The organism is Mycobacterium syngnathidarum (genome assembly GCF_001942625.1).
Taxonomy (GTDB): Bacteria; Actinomycetota; Actinomycetes; order Mycobacteriales; family Mycobacteriaceae; genus Mycobacterium; species Mycobacterium syngnathidarum.
This window is the reverse complement of record NZ_MLCL01000022.1, coordinates 1-21,541: the sequence shown is the minus strand read 5'-3', so window position 1 is coordinate 21,541 and position 21,541 is coordinate 1. Positions and strand designations below refer to the sequence as shown.

26 protein-coding genes and 1 tRNA gene are annotated in these 21,541 nt (G+C 66.4%); 12 read left to right on the top strand and 15 right to left on the bottom strand.

Features of this window, described 5'->3' with window-relative positions:
* Position 1 precedes the first annotated feature (1 nt).
* Together BKG60_RS04675 and BKG60_RS04670 are read left to right on the top strand one after the other, a co-directional pair.
* On the top strand, positions 2-262 hold the full coding sequence (locus BKG60_RS04675) for a hypothetical protein (RefSeq protein ID WP_019343725.1): 261 nt from the start codon (positions 2-4) through the stop codon (positions 260-262).
* 7 nt (positions 263-269) lie between these two features.
* Positions 270-1,196 carry an alpha/beta fold hydrolase gene (locus BKG60_RS04670; protein WP_047036754.1) on the top strand — a complete coding sequence of 309 codons (927 nt, stop codon included), beginning with the start codon at positions 270-272 and terminating at the stop codon, positions 1,194-1,196.
* Between the two features lie 11 nt (positions 1,197-1,207).
* On the opposite strand, the gene BKG60_RS04665 is transcribed toward BKG60_RS04670, so the two are convergent.
* Complete coding sequence (locus tag BKG60_RS04665; RefSeq protein WP_100226582.1) at positions 1,208-1,453, bottom strand: helix-turn-helix domain-containing protein; 246 nt, start codon at positions 1,451-1,453, stop codon at positions 1,208-1,210.
* A gap of 210 nt (positions 1,454-1,663) precedes the next feature.
* Between BKG60_RS04665 and BKG60_RS32665 the strand changes: the two genes are divergently transcribed.
* The gene (locus BKG60_RS32665; protein WP_019343728.1) at positions 1,664-1,789 is read left to right on the top strand and encodes a hypothetical protein; all 126 of its coding nucleotides are present in this window, start codon (positions 1,664-1,666) and stop codon (positions 1,787-1,789) included.
* Positions 1,790-1,961: 172 nt separating this feature from the next.
* On the opposite strand, the gene BKG60_RS04660 is transcribed toward BKG60_RS32665, so the two are convergent.
* The 5 genes from BKG60_RS04660 to BKG60_RS04640 all read right to left on the bottom strand — a co-directional run bounded on the left by BKG60_RS04660 (position 1,962) and on the right by BKG60_RS04640 (position 6,143).
* Complete coding sequence (locus tag BKG60_RS04660; RefSeq protein ID WP_043367864.1) at positions 1,962-2,225, bottom strand: helix-turn-helix domain-containing protein; 264 nt, start codon at positions 2,223-2,225, stop codon at positions 1,962-1,964.
* A 142-nt stretch (positions 2,226-2,367) separates the two neighbouring features.
* Complete coding sequence (locus BKG60_RS04655) at positions 2,368-3,576, bottom strand: tyrosine-type recombinase/integrase (RefSeq protein ID WP_019343730.1); 1,209 nt, start codon at positions 3,574-3,576, stop codon at positions 2,368-2,370.
* A gap of 120 nt (positions 3,577-3,696) precedes the next feature.
* A tRNA-Pro gene (locus BKG60_RS04650) sits at positions 3,697-3,773 on the bottom strand.
* 94 nt (positions 3,774-3,867) lie between these two features.
* On the bottom strand, positions 3,868-5,241 hold the full coding sequence (locus BKG60_RS04645) for an APC family permease (protein ID WP_070947094.1): 1,374 nt from the start codon (positions 5,239-5,241) through the stop codon (positions 3,868-3,870).
* A gap of 11 nt (positions 5,242-5,252) precedes the next feature.
* Complete coding sequence (locus BKG60_RS04640; RefSeq protein WP_075909285.1) at positions 5,253-6,143, bottom strand: carbon-nitrogen hydrolase family protein; 891 nt, start codon at positions 6,141-6,143, stop codon at positions 5,253-5,255.
* Positions 6,144-6,240: 97 nt separating this feature from the next.
* On the opposite strand from BKG60_RS04640, the gene BKG60_RS04635 reads away from it, so the two are divergent.
* Positions 6,241-7,002, top strand: coding sequence for a FadR/GntR family transcriptional regulator (locus BKG60_RS04635; protein WP_070947093.1), 762 nt, complete (start codon positions 6,241-6,243; stop codon positions 7,000-7,002).
* Here the strand turns inward: BKG60_RS04635 and BKG60_RS04630 are convergent.
* From BKG60_RS04630 to BKG60_RS04595, 8 genes are all read right to left on the bottom strand, one after another.
* Positions 6,999-7,916: a sulfite exporter TauE/SafE family protein gene (locus tag BKG60_RS04630; protein ID WP_070947092.1), complete on the bottom strand. Its 918-nt coding sequence runs from the start codon at positions 7,914-7,916 to the stop codon at positions 6,999-7,001. The two genes, BKG60_RS04635 and BKG60_RS04630, sit on opposite strands and share 4 nt — an antisense overlap.
* A gap of 243 nt (positions 7,917-8,159) precedes the next feature.
* Complete coding sequence (locus tag BKG60_RS04625) at positions 8,160-8,927, bottom strand: sulfite exporter TauE/SafE family protein (protein WP_255741478.1); 768 nt, start codon at positions 8,925-8,927, stop codon at positions 8,160-8,162.
* Between the two features lie 81 nt (positions 8,928-9,008).
* Entirely contained in the window at positions 9,009-10,421 is a 1,413-nt protein-coding gene (gene der, locus BKG60_RS04620) for a ribosome biogenesis GTPase Der (RefSeq protein WP_070188246.1), read from the bottom strand.
* Positions 10,418-11,104: a (d)CMP kinase gene (gene cmk, locus BKG60_RS04615; RefSeq protein WP_070947090.1), complete on the bottom strand. Its 687-nt coding sequence runs from the start codon at positions 11,102-11,104 to the stop codon at positions 10,418-10,420. Before cmk ends, der begins: the two co-directional genes overlap by 4 nt.
* On the bottom strand, positions 11,101-11,844 hold the full coding sequence (locus tag BKG60_RS04610; RefSeq protein WP_070947089.1) for a pseudouridine synthase: 744 nt from the start codon (positions 11,842-11,844) through the stop codon (positions 11,101-11,103). The genes cmk and BKG60_RS04610 overlap by 4 nt, the downstream gene beginning before the upstream one ends.
* 1 nt (position 11,845) lies before the next feature.
* Positions 11,846-12,583, bottom strand: coding sequence for an SMC-Scp complex subunit ScpB (gene scpB, locus BKG60_RS04605; protein ID WP_070188249.1), 738 nt, complete (start codon positions 12,581-12,583; stop codon positions 11,846-11,848).
* Between the two features lie 8 nt (positions 12,584-12,591).
* A complete protein-coding gene (locus BKG60_RS04600; RefSeq protein WP_070947088.1) occupies positions 12,592-13,461 on the bottom strand; it encodes a segregation/condensation protein A in 870 nt (289 codons plus the stop codon).
* Entirely contained in the window at positions 13,458-14,342 is an 885-nt protein-coding gene (locus BKG60_RS04595) for a ParA family protein (protein WP_070188263.1), read from the bottom strand. The genes BKG60_RS04600 and BKG60_RS04595 overlap by 4 nt, the downstream gene beginning before the upstream one ends.
* Positions 14,343-14,460: 118 nt before the next feature.
* Here BKG60_RS04595 and BKG60_RS04590 point away from each other — a divergent pair, with 118 nt between their 5' ends.
* Entirely contained in the window at positions 14,461-15,213 is a 753-nt protein-coding gene (locus tag BKG60_RS04590) for an O-methyltransferase (protein WP_070947100.1), read from the top strand.
* 91 nt (positions 15,214-15,304) lie between these two features.
* Complete coding sequence (locus tag BKG60_RS04585) at positions 15,305-15,886, top strand: NADPH-dependent FMN reductase (RefSeq protein ID WP_070947087.1); 582 nt, start codon at positions 15,305-15,307, stop codon at positions 15,884-15,886.
* A gap of 27 nt (positions 15,887-15,913) precedes the next feature.
* Here the strand turns inward: BKG60_RS04585 and BKG60_RS04580 are convergent, their stop codons facing one another.
* Complete coding sequence (locus tag BKG60_RS04580; protein ID WP_165617865.1) at positions 15,914-16,525, bottom strand: TetR/AcrR family transcriptional regulator; 612 nt, start codon at positions 16,523-16,525, stop codon at positions 15,914-15,916.
* A 101-nt stretch (positions 16,526-16,626) separates the two neighbouring features.
* Between BKG60_RS04580 and BKG60_RS04575 the strand changes: the two genes are divergently transcribed.
* From BKG60_RS04575 to BKG60_RS04555, 6 genes are read left to right on the top strand one after another with little or no spacing between them, the layout of a single operon-like run.
* Positions 16,627-17,595, top strand: a complete 969-nt coding sequence (locus BKG60_RS04575) for an NADP-dependent oxidoreductase (RefSeq protein WP_070947085.1) — start codon at positions 16,627-16,629, stop codon at positions 17,593-17,595.
* A 35-nt stretch (positions 17,596-17,630) separates the two neighbouring features.
* Positions 17,631-18,524 (top strand): Gfo/Idh/MocA family protein, encoded by an 894-nt coding sequence (locus BKG60_RS04570; RefSeq protein ID WP_239252657.1) that lies wholly within the window; start codon positions 17,631-17,633, stop codon positions 18,522-18,524.
* Positions 18,521-18,754: a hypothetical protein gene (locus BKG60_RS32330; RefSeq protein WP_239252655.1), complete on the top strand. Its 234-nt coding sequence runs from the start codon at positions 18,521-18,523 to the stop codon at positions 18,752-18,754. The genes BKG60_RS04570 and BKG60_RS32330 overlap by 4 nt, the downstream gene beginning before the upstream one ends.
* Entirely contained in the window at positions 18,736-19,722 is a 987-nt protein-coding gene (locus tag BKG60_RS04565; protein WP_070947084.1) for a zinc-dependent alcohol dehydrogenase family protein, read from the top strand. The genes BKG60_RS32330 and BKG60_RS04565 overlap by 19 nt, the downstream gene beginning before the upstream one ends.
* A gap of 60 nt (positions 19,723-19,782) precedes the next feature.
* A complete protein-coding gene (locus BKG60_RS04560) occupies positions 19,783-20,439 on the top strand; it encodes an isochorismatase family protein (protein ID WP_070947083.1) in 657 nt (218 codons plus the stop codon).
* A 23-nt stretch (positions 20,440-20,462) separates the two neighbouring features.
* Positions 20,463-21,392 (top strand): SDR family NAD(P)-dependent oxidoreductase, encoded by a 930-nt coding sequence (locus BKG60_RS04555; RefSeq protein WP_070947082.1) that lies wholly within the window; start codon positions 20,463-20,465, stop codon positions 21,390-21,392.
* Positions 21,393-21,541 lie beyond the last annotated feature (149 nt).

The following is a 21,541-nucleotide window of genomic DNA, read 5'->3' as shown; positions in this document are numbered from 1 at the left end:
CATGAGCGCCGGCGCCGACGGGATCCGCCCTCTTACCTACGCCACAGGCGGGCCGCCCGGAATGCAGCCAGGCGACGCCCCGAACACGTTCTGGCACAAGACCGAGGTCATCTTTACCGACGGATCACTGACCGTGCTGGTGTGGCCCGACCCAACACCTGCCGGCGATATCGACACCTACCTGCGCACGGTAGCGTGCCGCCTCCCCGCACAGACGCTGATGTTGAGCACCAGCACAGCCGGCCACGGGAAGACGAGGTAATACCGCCATGCCCATCGCACATGGACTGAAGCCCCGCCAGCAACGCATCCTCACCCGTGACGGAACATCACTAGCAGTGTCCCAGTGGGGCAGGCCCGACGCCCACAGCACCGCGGTGTTTCTACATGGACTGTGCCTGGACCGCACCGCGTGGGACGCTCAGATCCACGCGGTGACAAAGCGCTTCGACGGACGAGCACGCGTCATCGGATATGACCATCGTGGTCACGGAGAATCGTCGTCCACCCCCATCCATACCTATAACGTCGACCAGCTCGCCGACGACCTCGACGACCTCCTCATCGCCGTCGACCCCGTTGGACCAGTCACCCTGATTGGCCATTCGCTCGGGGCGATGGTCGCATTGACCTACCTGTCACGCATCTCCCACAGGTGCACCGCCGAAGTACGCGGACTGGTGTTGTGCGCTACTGCATCCGGTCGGATTGCACGACACGGAGTCGGCCAGCTGCTGAACCTTCCGGTCCTCGACGGGCTCGTCGAGATCGCCAGCCACATCCCGCCCCGCGCCGCCGCGGCCGTTACGACACCACTTCGTCTAGTCCTCGACCAGCTCAGCACCCACGGTGGGATCAATCAGCGAGGGCTGAGCTCGGTGGTCTCCAGCGCGCTGGCCAACACATCGCTACGCACTGCGGTCGGATTCCTGCCCAGCCTGCGCGACTTCGATGTTCACACCGCACTGACAGGCATTCGTGCTCACACCACGGTGCTGTCCGGAGGACTAGACGTCCTTACCCCTACGGCACATGCGGAGGAAATGGCCGCCACCATTCCCGGAGCTGTGCATCTACACGTCCCGTGGGCCGGACACATGCTGCCTCAACAGGTTCCGAGCCTTGTCGGCAAGGCGATCATCGATACGATCGCTGCTTCCGAATCCACACTAGAACGCACAGCGCAGGTGTGCTGACCGCGCCAACATCAGGCAGCTTCGCCGCGAATCAACCGTTCAGCTTCAACAACCGGGATGAACCGGCGCCGGCCGATTTTGATGCTGCTCAGCTCACCGGTGCCCATCAGTGTGTAGATCAACGACCGTGACACCCCCAGCCACTCTGCGGCCTCTTCAATGGTCAGCACCGTGTCCGGTTCCGCGGGTTGGCGAGACTCCGCCCGCAACGCCTCAGTCACCGCGGCAACGGTGACATGCAGCTCAGCGTTGTTCATGCGATCCATCGTGGCTGACGGGAACCGATGTAGTCCAGCCACAGGACGAGACACGCCGCTAGTAGCCGTCGCCGGACCCGCAGAATCAGCATGTTCGGTGCCGCTTTCTCACGCTCTCGCGGACGACGGGGCCATAGAGGCCCGCGATGTCGGTAAATCCGCACTTCGGAACAGGTTTTCATTCAGTTGTGGTGCCAGGGTTCGGTATCGGTGCACGGCCACTACTGGGTCGACGACATGCGTGGCGACACTCGCGCGTTCGACATCGGCTGGTTCCACGTCGCGATCCAGGGCGCGATGCTTTTCATCAACGACGCGCTAACGCTGCACCACTGACGTCGAACGCATGTGGGCGCAATGACGGGCGTTTCGCCGGCGAGCAACCCGTCGCTGACTTAACAGCCGGTTTTGAACCAGAAGACAGTCCGTACTCGGCTGACCGCCCAGAGCAATGCGAGAACCGTTAGGTCGATGACGGACGTCGCCGCCGTCATCGGCATCTCAGACTTCAGCTTGCCTCGCCGGCTGCCATGATTCGGTCGATCTCACTCTGGGCGACCCGGCGCGCATTTCCCAGCTTCACGCTGCGAATGTCGCCGGAGCGGATCAGCGAGTAGACGTGTGCTTTGGAGATGCTCAGCTGCTCCGCGGCGTCCTGGACACGCAGCAGTTTCTTCGTCGCCGGCTTGGTCGCCGACTCGCTGGCCACCGCGCGCAGCATCGTCGCCAGCGCCTGCGCCAGGTGGTCGCTGTTGTCGCTGTGGTCACTCATGCACACCATCGTCGGCGGAAAACGCTCCGCGGTCCAGTGGCAGATCTCGACACGCCGCACCACCGCTACGCGGAACGATGCCTTGCATGCAGTACTGGCATATCTACTGGCAACAGCAGCGCGGGTACGTGACAAACAGACGTCAGGCTGGCGAGGGACGCTTGCCCAGGGCCTGGCCGTAAGACGCCATTCCCTGCGCCACAGCGTCATCCTGACTGTGGGCGTAGGTCCGCTGAGTGAACGAAGCATCGGTGTGCCCCAGAACCGCAGCAATTACCGCCATGGGAACTCCGTTGAGGTGCATCAGTGTTGCCGCAGTGTGCCGGGCATCGTGCAGCCGGACATGCGGAAGCCCCGCAGCGGCGAGCACGTCCTTCCAGAGATAGCTCAACGTGGTCGGGTAGTACGCTTTTCCGAGTTCGCCACTGACCACGTAGTCCTCACCCTTCCACTTATTACCGACCGCCTTCTTCTCCGCGGCCGCTCGTTCACGAGCTCGCTTGAGAACCGGGAGGAGGGTCGACGGAAGAGGCAGCGTCCGACGCCCGGCGTCCGTCTTAGTGTCAGCGACCACCGCGCCGGCGTCGCTATGCACCCGCTGTCGGGCCACGGTCAAAGTGGCGGCTTCCAGGTCAATGTCACTCCACTTGAGCCCCGCCAGCTCACCGCGGCGCAGACCTGTTTGTACGGCCAGGTGGTGCAGGTGCTCGAGCCGATCCTGGGTCCTCTCCAGATAGTCGAACAGCTGCTGTACTTGGGCAACAGTCAGGGTGTCCTTGTCGCGATCCCCCCGCGCCGGCGGTTTGACCAACGCCGCGGTGTTGCGCATCACCGTGCCGTCCTCGAGCAGCCGCGCGTAGACCGCCCGCAACCGCGACAACATGTGGCGCACCGAGGCCGCATCCCAGGGGCCGCAGGTGTCGCTGGCGACCTTGGGCATCTTCCCGGATTTGCGCCAATTGCCGGACGGCACCGCTTTGGTTGCGATGTCAGCGACGAGCTTCTCGATCTCGTCGCGGCGCAGTTCCTGCACCGGCCTGTCCCCGAGACGCGCGATCGCCGGCCGCAGCACTGCGGCATAGGCGGTGATCGTGTTGGGTCGCGCCGGCAGCGCATCAAGGTAGGCGTCGGCGGCCTGGCGCAATGTGATGCCATCAGGTGACACCTGCACCCCACGGGCACGGTCGCCGCGCTCGGCGGCATATGCGTCGATTGCGTCTTGCAGTTTTGCGAACCGCTTCTGTTTCTGCTTGCGTTTCCCACCCACGCGACCGACCTCGATGCGCACCTCGTATCGGCGCGTTCCGGAAGGGTAGGTGATCACCTTCACGTAGTCAGGAATGCGGGCCACGAGTGGGAACTCTAAGCGAATAAATGACCTTGAGTGTGAAGTGGTGTGAAGTGGGTTCCGCAAAGGTCCAGCCCCAGATACCAGAAAACCCCCTCCGATGCTGGTCGGAGGGGGTTTTCATGGTCGGGCTGACAGGATTTGAACCTGCGACCACTTGACCCCCAGTCAAGTGCGCTACCAAGCTGCGCCACAGCCCGCTTGCTTCCGGCTTGCACCGGCAGCGAGTCGAAAGCTTACCGTAGCCTCCCGTCCTTGTTCTAATCCGCCCCACCGGTCACACGTCGGCGCTCGCTACACCGCGGTTTGGGCGGTCGCCGCCTCGGCGTCGTCGACCGCGATCTCCGGCGGCAGGTTCTTGAAACCGTGACTCGTCACGGCCAGCACGACGGTGCCGAGGCCCAGCCAGCACAGCCCGAGGACGATCGCCCGGCTGTCGAGTTGCAGCAGCAGATGCGACGTGATGACTGCTCCGATCGCGGGCGCCACAAGGTAGAGCAGCGGGTTGCGTGCCTCGCCGGCGGCCCGGTGGCGGAAGTAGTAGACGATGACCGACACGTTCACGAGGGTGAACGCCACGAACGCGCCGAAGTTGATGAAGGACGTCGAGGTCGCCACGTCGAGGAACATCGCCAGCAGGCCCACCACGCCGACCATCACCAGGTTGGCCGCCGGGGTGCGGAACTTGGCGCTCAGCGTGCCGAACACCGACCGGGGCAGGCTGCCGTCGCGGCCCATCGCGAACAGCAGCCGCGACGCCGAGGCCTGTGCGGCGATGCCGGACGCGAACTGGGCCAGGATCAGGCCCGCGAGGAACACCGCGCCGAACAGATTGCCGCCGATCTGCTTGGCGATCTCCAGTGCGGCCGAGGAGGAATCGTCGAATTCCCCACCGGGGTGCACCAATTGGGTGGTGTAGGCGATGACCAGGAAGATGGCGCCGCCGATCAGCGCGATCAGCAAGATGGCGCGCGGCATGTTCTTGCGCGGCTCGACGGCTTCCTCGGTGAAGGTGGTGACGGCATCGAAGCCCAGGAACGAGTAGGCGGCGATGGCCGCACCGGCGGTCACTGTCCCGATGCCGGCGCCGACCCCGGTGAACGGGCTGGCGCTGATCAACCCGCCGGCACCATCGCTGCGGACGACCGAGGCCACCGACAATGCCACGAACAACCCGATGACGAGCAGCTGGAACGCCATCAGCAGATAGTTGGCCTTGTCGGCGACCTTGATGCCGACGACGTTGAGCACGGTGGTGACGAGGATGAACGCCAGCACCCACAACCAGCCGGGCACTCCCGGGAACTGAGCGTCCAGATATGCCGCCCCGATCAGCCAGATGACCATGGGCAGAAAGAGGTAGTCCAGCAATACCGCCCAGCCGGTGAGGAATCCGATGCGCGGGTCGATGGTGCGGCGCACGTAGGTGTACGCCGAGCCCGACACCGGGTATGCGGCCGCCATCCGGCCGTAACTCGACGCGGTGAACAGCATGGCCGCCAACGCGATCAGATAGGCCGACGCCGATGCTCCGCCGGTGGTGGAGGCCACGACACCGAAGATGCCGAGCACGATCAGCGGCGTCATGTAGGCCAGACCGAAGAGCACCAACGAACGCAGCCCGAGGGCGCGCACCAGAGTCGGCTGCCCGGCGGGTGGTGGTGTCATGGCGGTGCCTTTCAGTTGGCGGGGCGGTTCGACGGTGACCAGCTCCGCGGGTCGATGCGACCGTCGTAGAGCGGAAGCGGGATCGGGCGGTCCGACGGGCCGAACTGCTCCCACATGCGATTGGTGCCTGCGGTACCGCGCTCACGTACGGCGGCAACGGCTCCGAAGTCGATGTGTTGGTATAGCACGCCGGGGGTATCGCCCGAGGTCTCCTGCAGCACAGCACCTTCCGGGTCGACGATGATGCTGCACCCCTTACCGACCGGTCCGGCGCAGTTGACGCTCACCGTGAACACCTGGTTCACAATGGAATTGGCGCGGGCAAGCACCAGCTCCTGACCCCTGTCCTCGGTGGTGGTCTTGACGACATTCACGATCAGGTCGGCGCCCATCCAGGCGAGATGACGGCCCACCTCGGGGAACCAGGCGTCGTAGCAGATGGACAGCCCGAGTCGGCCGACTCCAGGTACGTCGGCGGTGACGAAACGGTCGCCCGGCGCGTACTTCTCGAACGGCCGCCAGGGGAAGATCTTGCGGTAGGACGCCACGAGCTGTCCGTCGGGAGCGAAAACTGTTGCGGTGTTGAACAATTCGCCGTTCTCTCCGCGTTCACACAGGGAGCCCGGAACCAGCCAGGCGTCGGCGGCCCGGGCCACCTCACCGAGAGCGGCAGTCAGCGGGCCGTCCAGTGGTTCGGCGGCGGCGGCCGGCATGTCGGCGTCCTCGGTACCGAACAGGTGAATCTCGGGATAGACGATCAGCGCCGGACCCGTCACCGCCGACCGAACCCGAAGTACGTCGTCAGCGAACTGGGTGACGGTGTCCCCGCGGCCGAATACCGGCAGCCCCGCCACGTCGAGCGGTGCAGCCTGGACCGCGGCCACCGTGATCGATCCGGACACAGGACCTCCGACACGTTAATAACCCAGAATGAGCTAATTTAGCGAGATATTAGTTCAGCATGAGCAAATATGGCAATAGTTCACGTACCCTGAGGCCATGACGTTGCAGGTCGGTGACGCGCATCCGGCGCTGAGCGCCCCCGCTGTCGCGGGCATCACCCGACTCAGCGCGGCCGACACGGTCCGGGCCCGCCTCGAGCTGGCCATGGAACTGGGGCTCATGGTCGGTGGAGAACGGCTGCCCGCCGAACCTGACATCGCCGGAGCCCTCGACGTCAGCGTTGCCACTGTCCGCCGGGCCTTGCAGACGATGGCCGATGAGGGCCTGGTGGTCCGCCGCCGCGGACGGGCCGGCGGGACATTCGTCGCGCACAGCGGTGTCCAGGCCACGCCGGCCACCGATCGCCCGTCGGCGACGTATCGCGCCGATGCGCTCGAGGTGCGTCGCCTCATCGATCTTCGCGCCCTGGCCGAGGACGCCCTCTGTGCCGCTGCGGCGCAGGCCGCCACCGATGAACAACTCGACTCGCTCGCGGCGATCGTCGCTGAAGCTGCCGCAACCACCGACTGGACCGGCTTCCACAGCGCCGATCAGCGCTTCCACGAATCAGTCGCGGCGGCAAGCGGTCTCGACTGGGCGATGCACACCTACTGCGATGTATTGCACGGGCTGTACCGCTACTTCATTCCCTACCCGATCGACTACCTGCACCAGTCCAATCTCGAACACGCCCACTTGGTGGAGGCACTGCGCCGACGCGACAGCAGGGCGGCCTCAGAGATTGCCCGCAATCACGTGCTCTCGTTGCACAACACGATGTACGTCGGACTGCCACAGCCCGCAACCGGGCACGGCTAGCTTCGTGCCGCCGGTTCCTCGACCTCGGTGACCACCGAATCGTCGACATCGCGCGGGGCCCGCGACGTCTGCCAAGCGCGAACCACCAGGGCCGCCCACCCTGCCACGATGAGTGCGTAGATCCCGGTCGACCACGGCCAGTGCACACCGAAGTAGTGCACCAGCTTCTGGCTGTTGGTCAGCAGGATGACTCCGCCGACGGCGGTGCCGAGCAGCGCCGGGTTCAGCCGGCTCACCAGCCAGGCGGCAACGGGTGCGGCGATCACTCCGCCGACCATGAGTCCGAGCACCACCGGCCAGTTCTCCAGGAACTCCTGACGCAGCCCGATCAGGAAACCGATCGACGCCGACACGGACACCAGGAACTCCGAGGCGCTCACCGAACCGATCACCGTACGGGGCGCGGTCTTACCCCGCGACAGCAGCGTGCTGGTGGTCACCGGGCCCCAGCCGCCGCCGCCCGACGCGTCGATGAACCCGCCGAACAACCCCAGTGGGGCAAGGAACTTCGCGCTGTGACTCGTACCGTGCTGCCCCAGGGTCAGCGGCCTGCCCAGCGAGAAACGCAACAGCACGTAGAGTCCGATGCCCAGCAGGATCGCCGACATCAGGGGTGCGGCCGATTCCGTCGACAGCGACGAGAGCACCGTGGCGCCCGCGAAGGCACCCGCGGCACCTGGAAGGCCCAGCTTGGCCACCATCGGCCAGTCGATGTTCTTGAAGCGCCAGTGCGACACTGCCGACGCCAAGGTGGTACCCACCTCGGCCAGGTGCACTGCGGCGCTGGCCTGCGCCGAAGCCACGCCGCTGAGAACCAGGAGGGTCGAGGCGGTGACACCGAAGGCCATCCCGAGCGCACCGTCGACCAACTGGGCTCCCAGGCCGACGAGCGTGAAGATCAGAAGCGAACGCATGGGTTCGGCTGCTTTCGATTGTGGTCGTGAATCGACCTGGCGATTGACGGGCGCGGATCAGATGCGCGCGCGACACCATTCGTCGAAAGCCATCAACCGGCGAGACGGCCAGAACGGCTCGAGAGCAGCAAGGGCGGACGGCGCGGTGCGGTACGCACGTTCGGCCACCTGTCACCCCTCTCCCTCGTCGTTAGACAGACTGAGCAAGCCTACAAGAGTCCGGTCCGGATCCCACCAACGGGCTCAGACCGTGAGCAGTCGGTACAGCCCGATCAGGCCCACCACCACGATCACGGCCCGCAACGCGTTGGGCGACAGCCGCCGACCGTAGTGCGCACCCAGGAAGCCACCGATCAGTGAACCGGCCGCGATCAGCCCCGCCGCCGCCCAGCTGATCCGGTCGAACGCCACGAGCGTGTACGCCAGTGCGGCCACGATGTTTACCAGCAGCGACAGCAAGTTCTTGGCGGCGTTCATGCGCTGCATCGACTCGGGCAGCAGCGCACCCATCACCGCGATCAGCAGGATCCCCTGGGCCGCGGTGAAGTAGCCGCCGTAGACACCGACGGCGAACGTGCCGATCACCAGCACCGCCATGCGACCCGGACTCACGTGATCGGCGGATTGCCCCGAGGCCTCGGCGCGTCGCCGCGCCCAGCCCTGGATCCGTGGCCCGACGACCACCAGCACCAACGCCAGGATCAGCAGGACCGGCACCACGGTGACGAACACCTTTTCCGGCAGGTGCAGCAGTAGCCAGGAGCCCAGACCGGCACCGATCAGTGATCCGGGAATCTGCCAGCGCAGCCGCTTCCACTGCCCGCGCAGTTCCCGCCGATAGCCCCAGGTACCCGAAACCCCGCCGGCAACCAGACCGACGGCGTTGGACATCGTCGAGGTGACCGGTGGAATTCCCAGTGCCACCAGCGTCGGGAAGGTGATCAGCGTGCCCGAACCGACGATGGCGTTGATCGCACCCGCGCCGACACCGGCCAGGGCGATCAGGATCATGTGGGTGACCGACACTCGGGCCAGCCTATCGGCCCGAGGGGTCAGCGCTTCTTGGGTGCGCCGTGCTGGATGGTCGCTCCGCTAGCGCTTCGCTCCGCGCTTCTCCCGGACCCGGACATTGATCCGCACCGGGCTGCCCTCGAAGCCGAACTGCTCACGCAGTCGGCGCTCCAGGAACCGGCGATAGCCGGCCTCCAGGAATCCGGAGGTGAACAACACGAAAGTCGGCGGCCGCGTGGCGGCCTGGGTGGCGAACAGGATCTTGGGCTGCTTGCCGCCACGCACCGGCGGCGGCGTCGCGGCCACGATCTCTTTGAGGAAGTTGTTGAGCTGGCCGGTCGAGATCCGCTTGTCCCAGGACGCCAGCGAGGTCTCCAGGGCCGGCACCAGCTTCTGCACGGCCCGACCGGTCATCGCCGAGATGTTGACCCGCGGCGCCCACTGCACCTGGACCAGTTCGCGGTCGATCTCCTTGTCCAGCAGGTACCGCCGGTCCTCGTCGACCAAGTCCCATTTGTTGAACGCGATGACCAGAGCCCGGCCGGCATCGATCACCATCGACAACACCCGTAGGTCCTGCTCGGTCAGCGGCTGAGAGGCGTCGATCAGCATGATCGCCACCTCGGCCGCATCGATCGCGCCGTGGGTGCGCACCGAGGCGTAGAACTCGTGCCCGCTGGCCTGGCCGACCTTGCGCCGCAAACCCGCGGTGTCGACGAAACGCCAAGTCTTGCCGCCCAATTCGATCAGCGAGTCGACGGGGTCCACCGTGGTGCCCGCGACATCGTGCACCACCGAGCGCTCGTCGCCGGCCAGTCGGTTCAGCAGCGAGCTCTTACCGACGTTCGGCTTGCCCACCAATGCCACGCGGCGTGGCCCTCCGCCACCGCTGCCGGCCACCTCCGAGACCTCGGGCAGCTTCTCCATCACGGTGTCGAGCAGATCGGCGACGCCGCGCCCGTGCATGGCACTGATCGAGTGCGGCTCACCGATGCCCAGCGACCACAGCGCCGCGGCATCGGATTCGCCGCGTTGGGTGTCAACCTTGTTGGCCGCCAAGAAAACCGGCTTGCCCGACTTGCGCAGCATCCGGGCCGCCGCCTCGTCGGCCGAGGTGGCGCCGACGACGGCGTCGACGACGAGGATGATCGCGTCGGCCGTCCGCATCGCCACCAGCGCCTGATCGGCCACCAGCTGCTGAAGGCCTTTGGCGTCGGGCTCCCAGCCGCCGGTGTCCTGCACCATGAACCGGCGGCCCAACCAGTTCGCGTCGTAGGACACCCGGTCGCGGGTGACCCCGGGGATGTCCTGCACGACGGCTTCGCGACGACCCAGGATCCGGTTCACCAGAGTCGATTTCCCGACGTTGGGCCGACCGACGACAGCCAGCACCGGCGGCGGCGTGGCGGCCTCCTCCAGCACCTCGGCGACTTCGTCACTGAACTCCCAGTCGCTTTCGTCCGACCAGGTGCCGTCTCCTTCAGAGACGTTCATCGCCGTACCCCCGCATGCTGGGTCACCAGGTCGAGAAGATGTGCCACGACCTGTGTTTGGTCCATGTCGCTGGTGTCGACCACCAGGGCATCGTCAGCCGCGCGCAACGGCGACACGGCGCGAGTGGAATCGAGGTGGTCGCGGCGCTGCACGTCGGCGAGCACGGTCTCGTAATCGTCGGGCAGACCGCTCGCGATGTTCTGGGCATTGCGTCGCCGGGCCCGCTCCTCGGCCGACGCGGTCAGGAAGATCTTGACGTCGGCCTTGGGCAGTACCACGGTGCCGATGTCACGTCCCTCGACCACCACGCGCCCACCCGAGGACGCCAACTCGCGCTGCAGATCGACCAGCCGGGCACGCACCCCGGGCACAGCGGAAACGGCCGACACCGCACGGGTCACCTCGTCGCCACGGATCTCGGCGGAGACATCTTCGCCGGCCAGATAGGCGCGGTCCTCACCGGGATCCGAACCCACGCCGATGACCGCGCCCGACGCCACCGCGTCGATCGCCTCGGCATCGTCGAGGTCGGCGCCGGCCCGCAGCACCGCCAGCGTGACGATCCGGTACATCGCACCCGTGTCCAGGTAGCTCGCACCCAGCGCTTGTGCCAAACCTCTTGAAACCGAGGACTTTCCGGTTCCGGCCGGGCCGTCGACCGCCACCACCAGAGATCCGCTCACATTCCCACCGCCTGATAAAGCTCGCCGATTTCCTTGCGGCTGAGCGCCCTGATACTGCCCGGCCGCTGCTCACCGAGAGCCACCGAACCGATGTCGGTGCGGACCAGTTCCTGCACCGGAAAGTCCACCGCGGCCAGCATCCGCCGCACGATGCGGTTGCGGCCCTCGTGGAGGGTGACCTTGACCAGCGTCTTGCCCGGAACCGTGTCCACCACCGCGAAGCCGTCGACGTGGGCCGGGCCGTCGTCCAGTTCGACACCGGCGCGCAGCTTCTTGCCCAGCCCCCGCGGCACCGTGCCGATCACCGTCGCCACATAGGTTTTCGGGATCTCGTACGACGGATGCATCAGCCGGTGGGCGAGCTCGCCGTCGTTGGTCAGCAACAGCAGGCCCTCGGTGTCGGCATCGAGCCGGCCGACGTGGAACAGCTTCTTGTTACCCCGAACCCGGTGCTCGACGAGGTCTCCGACGCACGGCCGGCCTTTCTCGTCGGACATCGTGGACAGCATGCCGCGCGGCTTGTTGATCGCCAGATACACCAGGGTGTCGTCGAGCACCACCCGCGAACCGTCCACCCGGATCTCGGCCGTCGCCGGGTCGACCCGGGTGCCCAGCTCGGTCACCAGCCGGCCGTCGACCTCGACACGGCCATCGGTGATCATTCTTTCGGCCACCCGCCGGGACGCAACTCCGGCCTGTGACAACACTTTCTGCAGCCGTACGCCTTCTTCAGCAGCCATGTCAGTCCTTGTCCACGTCGAAGGCCGGCGGCTGATTGTTGCCGGGTGAGCCACCGTTGAGTTTGGCGAAACGCGGCTCGTCACCGAGTGATTCGCTCAGATCGTCGATCACGTCGACATCGGGCAGCAGTGGCGCGATGTCGGGCAGATCGGACAGCGAGGTCAGGCCCAGCCGCTCCAGGAACAGCTCGGTGGTGGCGAAGGTGGCCGCGCCGCTGTCGGGGTCGTTGCCCGCCTCGGTGATCAGACCGCGCGCCACCAGGGTCCGCATCACCGCATCGACGTTGACGCCGCGCACCGCACTCACCCGCGCCCGGGTCACCGGTTGCCGGTAGGCCACCACGGCCAAGGTCTCCAGGGCAGCGCGGGTCAGTTTGGAACGAGCACCGTCGAGCAGCAGCCGCTCGACATACGGGGCGTAACGCGCCCGGGTGTACATCCGCCAGCCGCCGGCGGCCTCACGCAGGTCGATGCCACTGTCCCGGGCGGCGAAGTCTTCCGCCATCAGGCGCAGTTTGGCCATCACCCGATAGGCGGGCTGCTCGGTCGCCGAGGCCAGCGCATCCACCGTCACCGGGGTGTCCACCACCAACAGCAGCGCTTCCAGCACGGCCCCCAGCTCACCGTCTTCGAGCTCGGGAACCGTCGCCACATCGATGCCCAGGTCATCTCCGACCGGGTTCACATCACCCGGGGCATCATCGGACCGCTCTCCGGAATCGGAGATCTCGTCAGTCATTGTTCTCGCTATTCTTCCGCATCAGCGGTGGCCAGATGTTCGCTGGTCGGCCGATCTCCGGTCCACGAAACCTGGAGCACTCCAAGCGGTTCTGGTTGCTCGAATGCTACCGCCTTGGCTCGGAACAGTTCGAGCAGCGCCAGGAAGCGGCCGACGATCTGCAGTCCGTCGGTGCACTCTGCCACGAGGTCGGCGAAAGTCGCCCATTCACCGATCCCGCGCTGTTCGAGCAGGGCGATGATCCGGTGAGCCTGTTCGGGCACCGACACCTTGGGCGCATGGATGTGGTCGGTGCCGACCGTCGGCACCGGGCGCGGGGTGAGGGCGGCGGCAGCGATCTCGGCGAATTTGCCGGCGTCGACGCCGAGCATCACCTCGGGCAGCAGGTCGGAGTATCGGTCTTCCAGGGATACCGCCCGCGGGTAGCTGCGCAGCGCCGCGGCCTCCAGTTCGGCGAACATCATCGCGACGTGTTTGAACGCGCGGTACTGCAGTAGGCGCGCGAACAACAGGTCGCGGACCTCGAGAAGCGCGAGATCCTCCTCGTCGTGCACCTCGCCCGACGGCAGCAGCCGGGCCGCCTTCAGATCCAGCAGGGTGGCCGCGATCACCAGGAACGTCGTGGTCTCGTCGAGCTCGAGGCGGGCGCCGATCTCCTTGGTGTACGCGATGAAATCGTCGGTGACCTGGTGCAACGCCACCTCGGTGACGTCGAGGCGGTGCGCGAAGATCAGCTGCAGCAGCAGATCGAACGGGCCCTCGAAGTTGGTGAGCCGAACCTGGAAGCGGTTCTGCTGCTCACCGGCAGTCGACTCATCCCCGACCGGGGCATCCGCTTCGGCACCGTCGGTGGTCGGGGTGTTCAGGACATCGTTCACGCGCCGAACCGGTCGATGACTTCGCGCGCCAGCGATCGGTAGGCCACCGCCCCGCCGGACTTTGGTGCCCAGGTGGTGATCGGTTCCCCGGCCACGCTGGTCTCCGGGAACCGCACGGTCCGGGTGATCACGGTGTCGAACACCAGATCGCCGAATCGTTCCACGACGCGGGCCATGACCTCGCGCGCGTTCACCGTGCGTGGGTCGTAGCGGGTGACCAAGATGCCGCTGATGGACAGTTTCGGGTTGAGCCGGTCGTGCACCTTGTCCACGGTGTCGGTCAGCAGGGCCAGCCCGCGCAGCGAGAAGTACTCGCATTCGGTGGGGATGATCACACCGTCGGCGCAGGCCAATCCGTTGACCGTGAGCAGGCCCAGCGACGGCTGGCAATCGATCAGCACATAGTCGTAGCGGTCCAGCACCGGGTACAGGGCCCGGGCCAGTGACTGCTCACGGCCGACCTCGTTGACCAGCTGGATCTCGGCAGCCGACAGGTCGATGTTGCTGGGCACCAGGTCCATGCCGCTGACCCGGGTCTTGATCACCACGTCGTCGATCGACACCCGCGGTTCGACCAGAAGGTTGTGCACGGTGTGCTCGAGTTCGTAGTGCGGCACCCCGAGACCGGCCGACAGTGCGCCCTGCGGGTCCAGGTCGACCAGCAGTACCCGGCGGCCGTACTCGGCCAGGCTGGCGCCCAGGTTGATGGTCGAGGTGGTCTTGCCGACCCCGCCCTTCTGATTGCACATCGCGATGACCTTGGCCGGACCGTGGGTCGAACGCGGTGGCGGTTCGGGAATGTCGCGCGGTGGCCGCCCCGTCAGGCCGAGTTCGGGCGTGTTGTGTTCGAAGAGGCCGTCGTGTGCGCTGTCGTCGTTCACGCCGGACCGCCACCGGTCCGGCATCCCGCAGTCTTGGCGCACATCCCGGCAAGTTTAACGTCGCTACGCAGCCTCGACGGGCAGACCCGCGGGCAATCCGGCGCATATGGTGTGCGTCATGAGTCTCAAACAGCGCCTGCCGCTGTTGCGGTGGTCGTTCATCCGGATGGGAATCGGCGCCAGACACTTCGCTCGCACCGGGCAGTGGGGCGACGGGCGGGAGGCCGCGGCCGCGGACTACGTCGAGGCCCATGCCCGCGCAGGCGACCTCGACGACGTCATCGCCGCCATCGACAAGTTCGCCTACGAGAAGTCGTTTCTGATCAACGTCGGCGACGAGAAGGGCGCACTGCTCGACGCGGCGGTGATCCGGGCCAATCCCCGGCTGGCTCTCGAGTTGGGCACCTATTGCGGGTACGGGGCGATGCGCATCGCCCGCGCCGCACCGGTGGCCCGAGTGTTCTCGGTCGAGTTCTCCCCCACCAATGCCGACATCGCGCGGCGCATCTGGGCACACGCCGGGGTGGCCGACCGGATCACGTGCGTGGTCGGCACCATCGGTGACGGTGGGCGCACGCTCGACGCGCTCGCGACCCACGGGTTCGACACCGGCGGGCTGGATTTCGTGTTCCTCGACCACGACAAGAACGCCTACCTGACCGATCTGCAGAGCCTGCTGGACCGCGGCTGGTTGCACCGGGGCTCGATCGTGGTCGCCGACAACGTGAAGCTGCCGGGTGCACCGAAATACCTGGCCTACATGCAGGAGCAACAGGGCTCGCGCTGGGACACCACACACCACAAGACGCATGCCGAGTACCAGACCCTGCTGCCCGACCTGGTGCTGGAGTCGGAGTACCTGGGCGGCTGACGGAAGAGTGCGCAACGGAATATATGGGGAGGCATCCCCGTTTATCTCCTTGTCACGCACCACCGCCACACGCCGAGAACTCGGAGACATCATGACCAAGATCGCCGTGATCACCACCAGTACCCGACGGGATCGCTTCGCCGATCGGCCGGCGAGATGGGTCACCGAGCACCTGCGACGCGCGGGTATGGACGTGGACGTGATCGACATGCGCGACCACGAGCTACCCAGCTTCGACGGACAGTCGCCCATGTATGCCCCGCGCCACTATGCGACGCCGGCGATCGCAGAATTCGGGCGCCGAATCGACCAAGCCGACGCATACATCGTGCTGACCAGTGAGTACAACCATGGGTACACCGGCGTGTTCAAGAACGCGGTCGACCACCTGTTCGCGGAATGGGACCGCAAGCCGATCGCATTCGTCGCCTGGGGCAATGTCGGCGGAGCCCGTGCCGTGGAGCAACTGCGCTCCGTCGCAATCGAATTCGGCATGGCACCCATTCGCCCTGCGGTGCACATCTTGCCCGATGTGATGGTGCCCGCGATGACGGCGCCCACCTACGATGCCGCACTCTTCAGCGCACTCGAACCGAAACTCGATGCGCTGGTGGAGGAATTGATCTGGTGGACCGCGACATTGCGACGGGGGCGCAATGTCGCGCTGAGGTAGCGCCGGCACGACGCGGTGGCGCGGCGCTCAGTCGTGCAGGACCCGGCGGACCTGTCGATCGGTCGGGGCGGGCGGCACCTCGACGGGGACCCCGGGCGAAAGGAGGCCGGTCAGCCACAGCGCGACCAGACGGCCACTGGACCCCGGCGCGTCCTCGACGGTGCGGTGGACCAAGCCGGCGTTGGCGATCAACAGCACGGCCAGGTCGGCCGGTGACGCGTCGGGGCGCACCGCCCCACCGCGCACAGCACGTTCGAACAGCGCGGTGACGGCGCGGTAGTGGCGGGCGCGGAGGTCTTCGACCCGGGCCGACAACGGCCGTAGCGATGCCAGCAGATCCGCCAGGCCTCGGTTGCTCGCCTGCAGCCTGCAGGTGGCGATGACGCAGTCCCGCAACGCGATCCCCGGATCGTCGGCCCGAGCGGCATCCTCGGCGAGGACGCAGTAGCGCTCGAGGTGACCGGTGTAGACCTCGGCGAGCAACGCCTCTCTGGTCCGGAAGTGCCGATACAACGTCGCGTTGCCGGTGTTCGCGCGGCGCGCGATCTCGTTCAAAGACACGTCCACACCATGTTCGGCATAAGCCGACTCCGCGGCGGCCAGCACGGCAGCGCGATTTCGTCGGGCGTCAGCGCGCACGGCCCGCCTCCTCGACCTAGGACCGGAATATATGGGGATCCATCCCCGTTTCATCCTACGCAAGATTAAATGGGGAAGCATCCCCGAATGGAAGGGGAATCATGAGAGCAGTCGTGGTCACCACATACGGCGGTCCGGAAGTTCTTCGACAGGTGGACATCGACGAGCCCCATGCCGGGCCCGGCCGGCTCCGGATCCGGGTGCACGCAGCCACGGTCAATCCCGCCGACGTGTTGCTGCGGATGGGCGACATCGACGACGCGTTGCGCGCGAGCACGGTGTCGCCTCCCTACCGTCCCGGTATGGAGGTCGCCGGACTCGTCGACGAGATCGGCCCGAACACCACGACCGACGTCCGGATCGGTGACCGGGTCATGGCGATCATGATGCCGATCGACCACTCCGGGGGCGGTTACGCCGAGTACGTCGTCGTCGACGCCGATCAGGTCGCCCCCGCACCGGCCGGGAGCAGTCACGCCGAGGCTGCCACGTTGCCGATGAACGGCCTCACCGCCCGCCGGGCGCTCGATGTGTTGAACCTGGAGCCGGGTCGGACCGTTGCCGTCACCGGGGCGGCCGGCGCCGTCGGCGGTTACGTCGTCCAACTGGCCAAGAACGACGGCCTGCTGGTGGTGGCCGACGCCGCGCCCTCCGACGAGCAACTCGTGTCCGACCTCGGGGCCGACGAGATCGTGCCGCGCGGACATGCTGTGGGAGAACGAATCCGGCGGTTACACCCCGAGGGCGTCGACGCGGTTGTCGACGCCGCGCTGCAAGGCGACGAGGTGTTGCCCGCGCTGCGCGACGGCGGTCAGATCGCCATCGTGCGTCGTCCCGGCGAGCGCGGCACCTCGATACTGCACCTCGAACGCGGCATCAACGTCCGCGACGTGTGGGTGCCCGACTACACCCACGCGACCGACAAGCTCGACAACCTGCGGATGCTGGCCGAGCAGGGCAAGCTCGCCCTACGAGTGGCACAGACCTTTCCTGCAGCGGAGGCCGCCGTGGCCCACCGCGCCATCGAACGGGGTGGCGTCCGTGGCCGCCTCGTCCTCACCTTCGACTAGACCACGCCACAACGAAAGAACGAGGGACAATCGAGATGAAACCCATCGGAGTCGGCGTCATCGGCGCCAGCCCGGGCGCAGGATGGGCCGCCGCAACCCATGTGCCGGCATTGCGGGCGCTGCCGCAGTACGACCTTCGCGCAGTGGCGACCAGCCGCGCGGAATCGGCCCGCCGCGCAGCCGACGAGTGGAAGGTCGACGCCTTCGACGACCCGCGGCAGCTGATCGGCCACCCCGGTGTCGATCTCGTCGTCGTCGCAGTGAAGGTGCCCGACCATCAAGACCTCGTGGCGCAGGCACTCGCCGCGGGGAAGATGGTCTTCAGCGAGTGGCCACTGGGCGTCGATCTCGTGCAGGCCGAGGACATGGCCACGAAAGCGGCCGAGGCGGGCGTTGCCACCGTGATCGGCCTTCAGGCGCGGTTCGACCCGGTGATCGCGCAATTACGGAACCTGGTTCGGCAGGGCTATGTCGGCAGGGTGCTGGCGACGAATCTCGTTGGCTCAGGCCAGGCCTGGGGTCCGACGACCGATCCGGCCCACGTCTATGCGTACGACCGTCAGAACGGTGTCACACCACTGTCGGTGTCCGTCGGTCACGCGCTCGACGCGCTGACGTTCGTCCTCGGCGACATCAACTCGGTGACCGCGACGCTCGGAGTCGGTCACCGGGAGATCGACGTGCTGGGCAGCGCCCCCATCCGATCCACCACACCCGATCAGGTCGCGGTGACCGGCGCGCTGGACAGCGGCGCGACAGCCTCGGTCTTCTACCGCGGCGGCCTGTCCCGCGCGGGTGATCTCCGGTGGGAGATCAACGGCACCGACGGCGATCTGCTCGTCACCAGCCCTGCCCCAATGGCAACGTGCAGGCGACGGAGCTCGTGCTCGCGGGCGGGCGCGGGCCGGACCTGCACGTCGAACCGATGATCGTGCCGGACGACGCCCCGGGTGCCGGGCTGCACATCCCGGCCCGCAATGTCGCTGCGCTCTACACCGCCTTCGCCCACGATCTGGCCGAAGGCACCACCCTCGCCCCATCATTCGGTGACGCGGTCCGATTGCACCGACTGGTAGACCGAATAGACCGCAGTGCATCCACCGCCGGGGTGAGGATGACAGGCGACCCCGAGGAGACCCCATGCGCGCTGCAGTCCTGACCGCTTACGGCACACCGCTACAGATCCGCGAGATCCCCGATCCGGCTCCCGGCCCCGGCGAAGTCCTGGTCCGCATCATGGCAAGCGGTGTGAACCCGCTCGACATCAAGATCCGCCGAGGAGAGGCCGCACACGCGAAGACGGCACCGCCGGCAATTCTCGGCATCGACATGGCCGGGGTGGTGGAAGCAGTGGGGGCACAGGTCGACGAATTCCGGGTCGGCGACGAAGTTTTCGGCATGACCGGCGGAGTCGGTGGCGTGGCTGGTTCGCTGGCCGAACTGGCTGCGGTCGATGCCCGGCTGATCGCCCACAAACCCGAGGCACTGTCGATGAACCAGGCCGCGGCCCTACCGTTGGGGTTCATCACCTCCTGGGAAGGTTTGGTCGACCGAGCCTCCGTCGCTCCCGGCCGGCAGGTACTCGTCCATGGCGGCGCGGGCGGAGTGGGGTTCCTCGCGGTGCAGATCGCCCTCTCCCGCGGCGCGCAGGTATTCGCCACCGGAGGCCCGTCGAGCCAGGAGGCGATCCGCCAGGTCGGTGCGACACCCATCGACTACACGACGCGCACCGTCGACGACTACGTCGACGAGTACACCGGCGGAGAGGGCTTCGACATCATCGTCGACAACGTCGGTGGTGCCACCCTCGACGACTCGTTCGGCGCGGTCAAGCGTTACACCGGCCACGTCGTCAGCGCATTGGGATGGGGCACTCACAGTTTGGCGCCGCTGTCCTTTCGTGGCGCCACCTACTCGGGCATCTTCACGTTGATGCCGCTGCTGACCGGCCACGGCCGAGAACACCACGGCCACATCGTGTCCCAAGCCACCGCGCTGGCTGACAGTGGCCAGTTGGTCCCCAGGCTGAACCCGACGACATACACCCTCGACGAAGTCGACGAGGCCCACGCTGTCGTCGAGAACGGCTCGGCCACAGGAAAAGTGATCGTGCTGCCCAACCGATAGCCACCGTTCCGTTCAGACCAAATCCCCCATCCGCACGTCGCAAGATGCGAGGCACCTCTCATGCACTGGAACCCAAGCGATACCGCCGTGGTGTTCATCGATCCGCAGAACGACGTCCTGAGCCCTACGGGGATCAACTGGGCGGCGACCGGAGCCAGCGTCACGGAGAACGACACCGTCGCGCACATGCTCGCGATCTTCAAGGCCGCACAGGCCGCCTCGTTCGGGATGTTCATCTCGCCGCACTACTTCTATCCCACTGACCACCGCTGGCAGTTCAACGGCGCCCTGGAAGCCGACGAACTACGCACCGGCACCTTCGACCGGCCGGGCCCGTTGAACCTGGACGGCCTCTCCGGCTCGGGAGCGGACTGGCTCGAAGAGTTCAAGCCATACATCAACCACCCGGACACGGTGGTGGTCAGCCCGCACAAGGTGTTCGGCTCGCAGACAAACGACCTGGTCCTTCAGTTGCGCAAACGGCGGATCAACAAAGTCCTCCTCGGCGGGATGCTCGCGAACATGTGCGTGGAATCGCACCTGCGCGATCTCCTCGAGCAGGGCTTCGAGGTGTACGTCGTCCGCGATGCCATCGCGGGCCCGCGTCACCCCGAGTGGGGTGACGGATACCAGGCCGCCCTGGTCAACTACGCCTTCCTCGCCCATGGGGTGGTCTGGACCGAGGACGTGGTGTCCGCAATGCAGTCCGCGTCTTGATCTTTGTACGACAAGGCGATTCGATGACACTCCTGTCGACCCCATTCGGGTTCAGCTCCACCGCTGACGACGTCCTCTCCGATGTCGACCTCTCCGGGCGGCGCGCCATCGTCACCGGTGCCGCTTCCGGAATCGGGCTGGAGACCGCACGCGCGCTGGCCTCCGCCGGCGCCGCCGTCGTGTTGGGTGTTCGGCGGCTCGAGGCCGGCCGCCGAGCTGCAGCCGAGATCACCGCCTCCACCGGAAACAACGCTGTCACACCGGCACTGCTCGATGTCGCCGACCTCGTGTGCGTGCGACACTTCGCGACCCAATTCGGCGCCGAGCCGGTGCACATGTTGGTCAACAACGCCGGCATCATGGCACTACCCGAATTGGCGCGCACCAAGGAGGGCCGGGAAATGCAGTTCGCCACCAACTACCTGGGCCACTTCGCCCTCACCGTCGGGCTCTACCCCGCGCTCAAAGCCGCCGGTGGCGCCCGCGTCGTATCAGTCAGCTCCAGTGGACATTTGTTGTCGCCGGTGGTGTTCGACGATCTGGATTACCGCTTCCGCCCATACGACCCGTGGACGGCATACGGACAGTCCAAGACAGCCGACGTGCTCCTCACCGTGGCGTTGACGCAACGCTGGCAGCACGAGTCGATCGTCGGCAATGCGCTCAATCCCGGTGCGATCGCCACGGGACTTCAGAAACACACCGGCGGGTTGCGAACTCCCGTCGACCGCCGCAAGAGCATCGGGCAGGGAGCTGCGACGTCAGTGTTACTGGCGGCGTCGCCGCTGGTAGACGGAATCGGAGGTCGCTACTTCGAAGACTGCAACGAATCGCCGGCTGTTACCCGGCGCCCGAACGATTTCAGCGGGGGCGTTGCACCGTATGCTCTGGATCCCGACAATGCCACGCGGCTATGGGACATCGGCCTTGCGTTCACTGGCCTGACCGCATGACCCCGGTCGACACCGCTAACGCCAATGCCGCGCAGTTAGCGTGGGCGGCCTGTTGTCAACCGTCGAGGATTTCGATGGTGATGGTGGTTGTGTAGTTGGTGCGGTCGATGGCGCCTTTGGCTCGGTGTTTGGAGATGGCTCGTTTGACC